Source organism: Nonomuraea sp. B12E4, from assembly GCF_039871825.1.
Taxonomy (GTDB): domain Bacteria; phylum Actinomycetota; class Actinomycetes; order Streptosporangiales; family Streptosporangiaceae; genus Nonomuraea.
In genome coordinates this window covers 143570-152612 of sequence record NZ_JBDPME010000022.1, presented here as the reverse complement: position 1 = coordinate 152612, position 9043 = coordinate 143570, and the positions used below count along the sequence as shown (strand labels likewise).

General features: G+C 71.0%; 6 protein-coding genes. 5 read left to right on the top strand and 1 reads right to left on the bottom strand.

Annotated elements, in window-relative coordinates; translation table 11 throughout:
* Positions 1-101: 101 nt before the first annotated feature.
* Positions 102-1853: a 1-deoxy-D-xylulose-5-phosphate synthase gene (locus ABGB18_RS36375; RefSeq protein ID WP_347700202.1), complete on the bottom strand. Its 1752-nt coding sequence runs from the start codon at positions 1851-1853 to the stop codon at positions 102-104.
* Positions 1854-1976: 123 nt separating this feature from the next.
* On the opposite strand from ABGB18_RS36375, the gene ABGB18_RS36370 reads away from it, so the two are divergent.
* From ABGB18_RS36370 to ABGB18_RS36350, 5 genes are read left to right on the top strand one after another with little or no spacing between them, the layout of a single operon-like run.
* Positions 1977-3026 carry a polyprenyl synthetase family protein gene (locus ABGB18_RS36370; RefSeq protein WP_347700201.1) on the top strand — a complete coding sequence of 350 codons (1050 nt, stop codon included), beginning with the start codon at positions 1977-1979 and terminating at the stop codon, positions 3024-3026.
* A gap of 12 nt (positions 3027-3038) precedes the next feature.
* The gene (locus tag ABGB18_RS36365) at positions 3039-3980 is read left to right on the top strand and encodes a 4-hydroxy-3-methylbut-2-enyl diphosphate reductase (RefSeq protein ID WP_347700200.1); all 942 of its coding nucleotides are present in this window, start codon (positions 3039-3041) and stop codon (positions 3978-3980) included.
* Between the two features lie 30 nt (positions 3981-4010).
* Positions 4011-5420: a family 2B encapsulin nanocompartment shell protein gene (locus ABGB18_RS36360; RefSeq protein ID WP_347700199.1), complete on the top strand. Its 1410-nt coding sequence runs from the start codon at positions 4011-4013 to the stop codon at positions 5418-5420.
* Positions 5421-5468: 48 nt separating this feature from the next.
* Entirely contained in the window at positions 5469-6848 is a 1380-nt protein-coding gene (locus ABGB18_RS36355) for a family 2B encapsulin nanocompartment shell protein (protein WP_347700207.1), read from the top strand.
* 10 nt (positions 6849-6858) lie between these two features.
* Entirely contained in the window at positions 6859-9033 is a 2175-nt protein-coding gene (locus ABGB18_RS36350; protein ID WP_347700198.1) for a terpene synthase family protein, read from the top strand.
* Positions 9034-9043: the final 10 nt, after the last annotated feature.

Sequence of the window (9043 nt, the reverse complement as noted above, 5' to 3'; positions counted from 1 at the left end):
ACCGCCTCGTCGGCATCCTGCACGGCTGCCTCAAAACCGGCACCCTCTACGACGAGGCAACCGCCTGGTCGCATCACACCGAGTCGCTTGCTGCTTGACAACTAAAGCCCCTGGGATGTCTTTCGAACGGCATGAGCGATGTCCGGGCCGGTGAGGCCGGCTTCGGCGAGCAGCTCGGACCTGCCGCCCTGCGCGACGAACTCGCACGGCAGGCCGAGGTTGAGCACGTGCGGGCCGGGCGGGCAGGACTGGCGCAGCAGTGCCCCGGCCCCCGAGGCGGCCAGGCCGTCCTCGACCGTGACCACGAGCCCGCTGCCGCGGGCCAGCTCACGAAGGTCGGCCGAGACCGGGATCACCCACCTCGGATCCACCACGGTCACGCCGATGCCGGCGGCCGACAGCATCTTGGCGGCGCTCAGGCACGGCTCGGCCATCGGCCCGACCGCCACCAGCAGCACGTCCTTGCCGGTGGAGGAGAGCACGTCCACGTCGCCGGCGCTGCCCGCGGTGGGGATCTCCCCCTCGGCCGACGCCTTGGGGAAGCGCAGCGCCGTGGGCCCGTCGTGCGTGACGGCCTCCTCCAGCAGCTCCCGCAGGCGCACGGCGTCGCGCGGCGCGGCCACCCGCATGCCCGGCACGATGGACAGCGTCGCCAGGTCCCACATGCCGTGGTGGCTGGGCCCGTCGGGCCCGGTGATCCCGGCCCGGTCGAGCACCAGCGTCACCGGCAGCCGGTGCAGCGCGATGTCCATCAGCACCTGGTCGAAGGCCCGGTTGAGGAAGGTGGCGTAGATCGCGACCACGGGGTGCAGGCCGCTCATGGCCATGCCCGCGGCCGAGGCCATGGCCTGCTGCTCGGCGATGCCGACGTCGAACATGCGCTCGGGGAAGCGGCGGCCGAAGGCGGCCAGCCCGGTCGGCCCCGGCATGGCCGCGGTGATGGCGACCAGGTCGGGGCGGCGCTCGCCCAGGACGCACAGGTGCTGCGAGAACACGTGCGTCCAGGTGGCCGCTGCCGGTTTCAGCGGCTGCCCGGTCGCCGGGTCGGTGATCGGGATGGCGTGCAGGTGCTCGTCGAGGTCCTGCTCGGCGGGCTCGTAGCCGCGCCCCTTGCCGGTGACGCAGTGGACCACGACCGGCTCGCGCAGCTCCCGCGCCACCCGCAGGGCCCGCTCCAGCTCGGGGATGTCGTGGCCATCGACAGGGCCGAGGTAACGCAGGCCGAACTGCTCGAAGACGGTCACGCCGGGCGTGGTGCGCAGCCGCTCCAGATGGTCGGCGCACGCGCCGAACGTCGGCGCGTAGGAGCGGCCGTTGTCGTTGAGCACCACGATGACGGGGTTGCCGCCGTGGCCCTTGGCCGCGCCCAGGTTGTTGAGCGCCTCCCAGGCCACGCCGCCGGTGAGCGCGCCGTCGCCGACCACCGCCACCACCGGCCGGGGATCGCCGCCCGCGAGGCGGCGGGCCTTGGCCATCCCGTCGGCGTAGGCGAGGGCGGTGGAGGCGTGGGAGCTGTCCATGTGGTCGTGCGCGGACTCCTGCCGGCTGGGGTAGCCGCTGAGCCCGCCGCGGCGGCGCAGCTCGTCGAAGGCGTCGCGGCGGCCGGTGAGGATCTTGTGGACGTAGGCCTGGTGCCCGGTGTCGAACACGATGGCGTCGCCGGGCGAGTCGAAGACCCGGTGCACCGCGATCGTCAGCTCCACGATGCCGAGGTTGGAGCCGAGGTGGCCGCCGTTGGCGCTCACCTTGTCGATCAGGAACTCGCGGATCTCGCGGGCCAGCCCGGGGAGCAGCCCGGCGGGCAGGGCACGGAGGTCCGCCGGGGTCGAGACGTAGGGAAGCAGGCTCTTCATGGCATCCCCTGTCCGTGTGACGGCTGTGGTGGAACTGAACGCGAGCTACAAAAGACACTTTACACACTCCGTATTCAATGAGTAACTATTGGTAGCCACGCCCTGACAGAAGGAGCCGCGCCAATGCCGGTGAGCTTCACCCAGCCCGACGTCGGGTCACGCGTCGAGAGGCGCCTGACGGTCTTCCTGGAGACCTGGCGGGCCCCCGTCGCCGATCCCGACGTGGAGGCCGCCTACCAGCTCCTGAGCGACTTCATCCTCAACGGCGGCAAGCGCGTCAGGCCGCAACTGTGCTACTGGGGCTGGCGTGGCGCCGGCGGGGAGGACTGCGAGGAGATCATCACCGCCGCCGCGGCCCTGGAGTTGTGCCACGCGGGGCTGCTCATCCACGACGACATCATGGACGGCAGCGAGTTGCGGCGCGGCCGCTCCACGGTGCACCGGAGCCTGGCCGGCCGCTACGACCGGCCGGGTGCGCAGGCGTTCGGGCAGGCGGGCGGCATCCTGCTCGGCACGCTCAGCCTGGCCTGGTCGGACACGCTGCTGTCGTCGTGCCAGGTGGACCCGCACCGGCTGCGGGCCGCCCACCACCTGTTCGACGCCATGCGCACCGAGGTCATCAGCGGCCAGTACCTCGACATCCTCGCCCAGCTCCGGTCCGGGGCGACGGTGGAGGAGGCGCTGACGGTGATCCGCTTCAAGACGGCCAAGTACACGGTCGAGCGGCCGCTGCAGATCGGCGGCGCGCTGGCGGGCGCCTCCATGGGGCAGCTCGAATCGTATTCGCGGTTCGGCCTGCCGCTCGGCGAGGCGTTCCAGTTGCGCGACGACGTGCTCGGCACGTTCGGCGCCGAGTCGGAGACCGGCAAGTCGGCCCTCGACGACCTGCGCGAGGGCAAGCACACGGTGCTGTTCGCGCACGCGGTGCGCAACGCCTCGCCCGCGCAGCTCAGGCACCTCAGGACCTGGCACGGCAACTCCGGGCTGACCGAGGAGCGGGCCGACGAGGTGCGGCAGATCCTGCGCGACACCGGAGCGCTGGCCCAGGTCGAGCACATGATCGAAGAACGGGTGCGCGAGGCCGTGACCGCCCTGGCCTCGGCGCACATCGAGCCGCGGGCCGCGAACGCGCTGGCCATCCTGGCCGACCGCCTCGCCCACCGCACCAGGTAGGGAGACTCCCCGATGGGACGAGTACTGCTGGCAGCCCCGCGCGGCTACTGCGCGGGCGTCGAACGCGCGATCCTCACCGTCGAGGAGGCGCTGAGACGTTTCGGACCGCCCGTCTACGTGCGCAAACAGATCGTGCACAACACCTACGTCGTCACGGACCTCACCGAGCGCGGCGCGGTCTTCGTCGAAGAGCTCGACGAGGTCCCCGACGGCGAGCTGGTCGTCTTCTCCGCCCACGGCGTCTCACCCGCGGTCAAGCGGGAGGCGGCCGGGCGCGGGCTGCGAACGATCGACGCGACCTGCCCACTGGTCACGAAGGTGCACAAGGAGGCCGCGCGGCTGGCCGCGGCGGGGCACGAGATCGTCCTCATCGGCCACGCCGAGCACGAGGAGGTCGAGGGCACGCTGGGCGAGGCCCCCGGCCACATCCACGTCGTCGACCCGGCCCGTACGGACGAGGTGACGGCGAGCGGCGCCGGGCCGGTGAGCTGGCTGTCGCAGACCACGCTGGCCGTGGACGAGACCATGCGGGCCGTCACCGCCCTGCGCGAGCGCTTCCCCGCCCTGGCCGACCCGCCCAGCGACGACATCTGCTACGCCAGCCAGAACCGCCAGGAGGCGATCCGCGCCATAGCCGCGCGGTGCGACCTGGTGATCGTCGTCGGCTCGGCCAACTCCTCCAACTCCCAGCGCCTGGTCGAGGTCGCGCTGAACGCGGGCGCGGCCGCGGCCCACCTGGTCGACCGGGCCACCGACGCCGACGAGCGCTGGCTGGCCGGCGTGGACACCGTCGGGGTCAGCGCCGGCGCCTCCGTCCCGGAGCGGCTGGTCGAGGAATTACTCGACTGGCTCGCCACCCGCGGATACGCCGACGTGGAGTCGGTGACCCTGACCGAGGAGACCCTCACGTTCTCGCTCCCCGTCGAACTCCGACCCGCACGCGACCCCCGCTAGACCCACCCTCAAGATTGGCGGTGCACCAAGATGACCGAAACGACCAACACGACGTCCCCGGAAAACGCCAACGGCCAGCTCAGCCTGAGCACCGATGCAGCCAGGCAGCTCTCGACCACGACCAAGACGCCGCCGCAGATGCAGGAGATCACCTCCCGCTGGCTGCTGCGGCTGCTGCCGTGGGTGCAGTGCTCCGGCGGCGTGTTCAGGGTCAACCGGCGGCTGACGTACACGCTGGGCGACGGCCGCATCACCTTCAGCACGACCGGCTCCGCCGTGCGCGTCATCCCCGCCGAGCTCACCGAGCTGGGCCCGCTGCGCGGCTTCGACGACATGGAGGTGCTGGAGGCCCTGGCCGAACGCTTCACGCAGCGTGAGGTCGAGTCCGGCGAGGAGATCGTCACCGAGGGCGATCCGGTGGACCAGCTCGTGCTGATCGCGCACGGCCGCGTGGGCAAGGTCGGCCACGGCGCCTACGGTGACGAGCAGAGCCTCGGCGTGCTGGCCGACGGCGACTTCCTCGGCGAGGAGGTCCTGACGAACGGCGGTCAGCACGGTTACAGCGCCCGGGCCAAGACGGCCACCACCGTGCTCGTCCTGTCCCGGCGTGACTTCGAGCAGATCGCCGACCAGTCGCCCGCGTTGCGCGAGCACCTGGCCGGCTGGCGGGCGGCCGGCGCCCACGCCAGAAACGCCTACGGCGAGGCCGCGATCGACATGTCCTCCGGCCACACCGGCGAGCCGGTGCTGCCCGGCACGTTCGTCGACTACGAGCAGAGCCCGCGCGAATACGAGCTGAGCGTCGCGCAGACCGTCCTGCGGGTGCACACCCGGGTCTCCGACCTGTACAACCAGCCGATGAGCCAGCTCGACCAGCAGCTCCGCCTCACGGTCGAGGCCCTGCGCGAGCGTCAGGAGGACGAGCTGATCAACAACAGGGAGTTCGGCCTGCTGCACAACGCCGACTTCAGCCAGCGCATCCGCACCCGCTCCGGTCCTCCCACCCCTGACGACCTTGACGACCTGCTGGCGGTCGTGTGGAAGGAGCCGGCGTTCTTCCTGGCCCACCCGCAGGCCATCGCCGCCTTCGGCAGGGAGTGCAGCAAGCGCGGCGTCTACCCGCAGTCCAGCGAGGTCAACGGCAACCGGGTGCCCGCCTGGCGGGGCGTGCCGATCTTCCCCTGCAACAAGATCCCGGTGACGAGCACGCGTACGACGTCGTTCCTGCTCATGCGCACCGGCCAGGAGAACCAGGGCGTGGTCGGCCTGCACCAGACCGGCATTCCCGACGAATACCAGCCCAGCCTGTCGGTGCGTTTCATGAACATCAACGAGAAGGCCGTCATTTCCTACCTGGTCAGTGCCTACTACTCGGCCGCTGTCCTGGTACCCGACGCGCTCGGAGTGCTGGAGGACGTCGAGCTCGGCCGTAACGGCTGAGAAGGAGCTGGCTCTCGTCCGTGGTTCAAGGGATTGGTGGTGTTCAAGTTGACGGAGTCGGACCAGCGGCCGCTGAGCCTCGGCACCGCGGCGGCGCGTACGCTCGCCACGACGACCAAGACGCCCCCGCAGATGCGCGAGATCTCCCCGCGCTGGCTGCTGCGGGTCCTCCCGTGGGTGGACGTCGCCGGCGGCGTCTACCGGGTGAACCGGCGGCTGACGTACGCGGTCGGCGGCGGCCGGGTGAGCTTCGCCGGCACGGGCGCGCGGGTCCGGGTGATCCCACCGAGCCTGACCGAGCTGCCGCTGCTGCACGGGTTCGAGGACGGCGACGTGCTCGACACCCTCGCCCGGCTTTTCGAGCAGCGGGAGTTCGCGCCCGGCGAGGCGATCGTGCGGGCCGGGCGACCGGCGGACGAGATCCTGCTCATCGCGCACGGCAAGGTGACCAAGCTCCAGGAGGGCGGCTACGGCGACCGCCTCGTCCTGGGCGTGCTGGCCGACGGCGACCACGCCGGAGCCGAGTCACCGGACGAGCGCGGGGTGTGGGGGTTCACCTTGGAGGCCGGCACCGTGGTCACGGTGCTGGCCCTGCCCTGGGAGGAGTTCCGGGCGGTCAGCGGCCAGTCGCCGCCGCTGCGGGCCCAACTCGAACGCCACCGCGCCCGGCTCGCCCGGCCCCGGAACAAGTGGGGCGAGGCCGCCATCCGCCTCGCCTCGGGCCACCGGGGCGAGCCCGCGCTCCCCGGCACGTTCGCCGACTACGACCCCGGTCCGCGCGAGTACGAGCTGAGCGTGTCCCAGACCGTGCTACGCGTCCACACCCGGGTCGCCGACCTCTACAACGACCCGATGGACCAGACCGAGGAGCAGCTCAAGCTGACCATCCAGGCGGTGCGCGAGTCGCAGGAGCGCGAGCTGATCAACAACAGGGAGTTCGGGCTGCTGCACAATGCCGACCCCAAGCAGCGCATCCGCCCCCGGACCGGCCCGCCGGGCCCCGACGACCTGGACGAGCTGCTCTGCCGCAGGCGGAAGTCCCGCTGCTTCCTGGCCCACCCGCGCGCCATCGCCGCCTTCCACCGGGAGTGCAGCGCGAGGGGCCTCTACCCCGACAGTGCCGAGATCGAGGGCTCCCGGGTGACCGCCTGGCGCGGCGTGCCCATCCTGCCCTGCGACAAGATCCCCATCAGCCGGATGGGGACCAGCTCGATCATCGTCATGCGGACGGGCGAGCAGGACCAGGGCGTGGTCGGCCTCTTCCAACGCGGCGTCCCCGGCGAGCGTGAGCCGGGGCTCAGCGTGAAGTTCACCGGCATCGACACCAGAGCCGTCGCGTCCTACCTGGTCAGCGCCCACTACTCGGCCGCGGTCCTGGTACCCGACGCGCTCGGGGTGCTGGAGGACGTCGAGGTGGCCCGCACATGAAGGAGTGATCATGTCTCAGCCGTTCGAACTGCCGGACTTCTACCTGCCGTACCCGGCCCGGCTCAATCCGCATCTTGAGGCGGCCCGCGCGCACTCCGGACAGTGGGCGCGCGACATGGGCATGCTGGAGGGATCGGGGATCTGGGAGCAGGACGACCTCGACGCCCACGACTATTCGCTGTTGTGCGCTTACACCCATCCGGACTGCGACGCCACCGAGTTGTGCCTGATCACCGACTGGTACGTGTGGGTGTTCTTCTTCGACGACCATTTCCTGGAGATCTTCAAGCGGACCGGTGACCTCAAGGGCAGCAAGGTCTACCTCGACCGGCTGGCCCGGTTCATGCCGATGGGCTCGGACCTGGGCATGCCCGAACCGACCAACCCGGTGGAGGCCGGCCTGGCGGACCTGTGGGTCCGTACCGTCCCGAGCCGGTCGGCGGACTGGCGCGCGCGCTTCGCCGAGAGCACCCGTAACCTGCTCAACGAGTCACTGTGGGAGCTTGCCAACATCAACCGGGGCCGGGTGGCCAACCCGGTCGAGTACATCGAGATGCGGCGCAAGGTCGGCGGGGCGCCCTGGTCCGCCGGGCTGGTCGAGCACGCGGTGGGGGCCGAGGTGCCCGCGCGGATCGCGGCCACCCGGCCGATGCGGGTGCTGCGGGACACGTTCGCCGACGCGGTGCACCTGCGTAACGACCTGTTCTCGTACCAGCGGGAGGTCTCCGACGAGGGCGAGCTGAGCAACGGCGTGCTGGTGCTGGAGAAGTTCCTGGGGTGCGGCACGCAGGAGGCCGCCGACGCCGTCAACGACCTGCTGACCTCGCGGTTGCAGCAGTTCGAGCACACGGTGTTCACCGAGCTCGGGCCGCTGTTCGTGGAGCACGCCGTGGACCCGCTCAGCGCGGTGGGCGTGCTGGCCTACGTCAAGGGACTGCAGGACTGGCAGGCGGGCGGGCACGCGTGGCACCTGCGCTCCAGCCGGTACATGAACCAGCGGGCCGGGGCGGACCGGCCGCTCGGGATGTCGGCGCTGGTGAACCTGACGGGCGCCAAGCGGGTGCGCAACTTCGCGCATGTGCCGTACGAGCGGGTGGGGCCGGTCACGATCCCCGAGCTGTACGTGCCGTTCCAGCCCAGGCTGTCACCGCACCTGGAGGCCGCGCGGAGCGCCACGGCCGACTGGTGCCGGGCGATGGGCATCCTGGAGGGCCAGCCGGGGGTGGCGGGCTCGGCGATCTGGGACGAGGGGAAACTGGCCGACTTCGACCTTCCGCTCTGCGCCGCCGGCCAGTATCCCGACGCCACTCCTGAAGAGCTCGACCTGGTGTCGTTCTGGCTGTCCTGGGGGACCTACGCCGACGACTACTTCCCCGCCATCTACGGCAGGTCGGGCAACCTGGCCGCCGCGCGGATCGCCGTGGCCAGGCTCTCGGCGTTCATGCCGCTCGACGGCTCTCCCCCGCCGCCGCCCGCGAACGCGATCGAGCGCGGCCTGGGCGACGTGTGGTCGCGTACGGTCGGGACGCTGCCGCTCGCGTTCCGGCGCAAGCTGCGCGCGGACGTGGAGAGGATAGGCGAGGCCTGGTTGTGGGAGCTGGCCAACAGGGTGGCCAACCACATTCCCGACCCCGTGGACCATCTGGAGATGGCCAGGCTGACCTTCGGCAGCGAGCTGACGATGGACCTCTACCGGCTGCGGCACACCGGAGGGATCTCCGAGGAGCTCCGTCGCAGCGGCCCGATGCGGACGCTGGAAAGTGTGACCTCCGACTGCGGCGTGCTCGTCAACGACATCTTCTCCTACCAGAAGGAGATGGAGTTCGAGGGCGAGCTGCACAACGGCATCCTGGTGGTACGCAACTTCTTCGACTGCGACTACCCGGCCGCCCTCGCCATCGTCAACGATCTGTTGACGTCGCGGGTGCAGGAGTTCGAGCACATCGTCGAGCACGAGCTGCCTGTCCTGACCGTCGAGTTCGGCCTGGACGGCGAGGCCCGCAATGAGCTCGACGGCTACGTGGACGAGCTGCGCAACTGGGTGGCGGGCGTCCTCAACTGGCATCGCCACTGCTCCCGCTACGACGAGGAGTCGTTGCGCCGTCACCACCGGCCGCCGCGCGTGCGCCTGTGCGGCCCGACCGGCCTGGGCACCTCGGCGGCGGTCATCCAGGCGAGTCGCTGAGCGGGTGGTC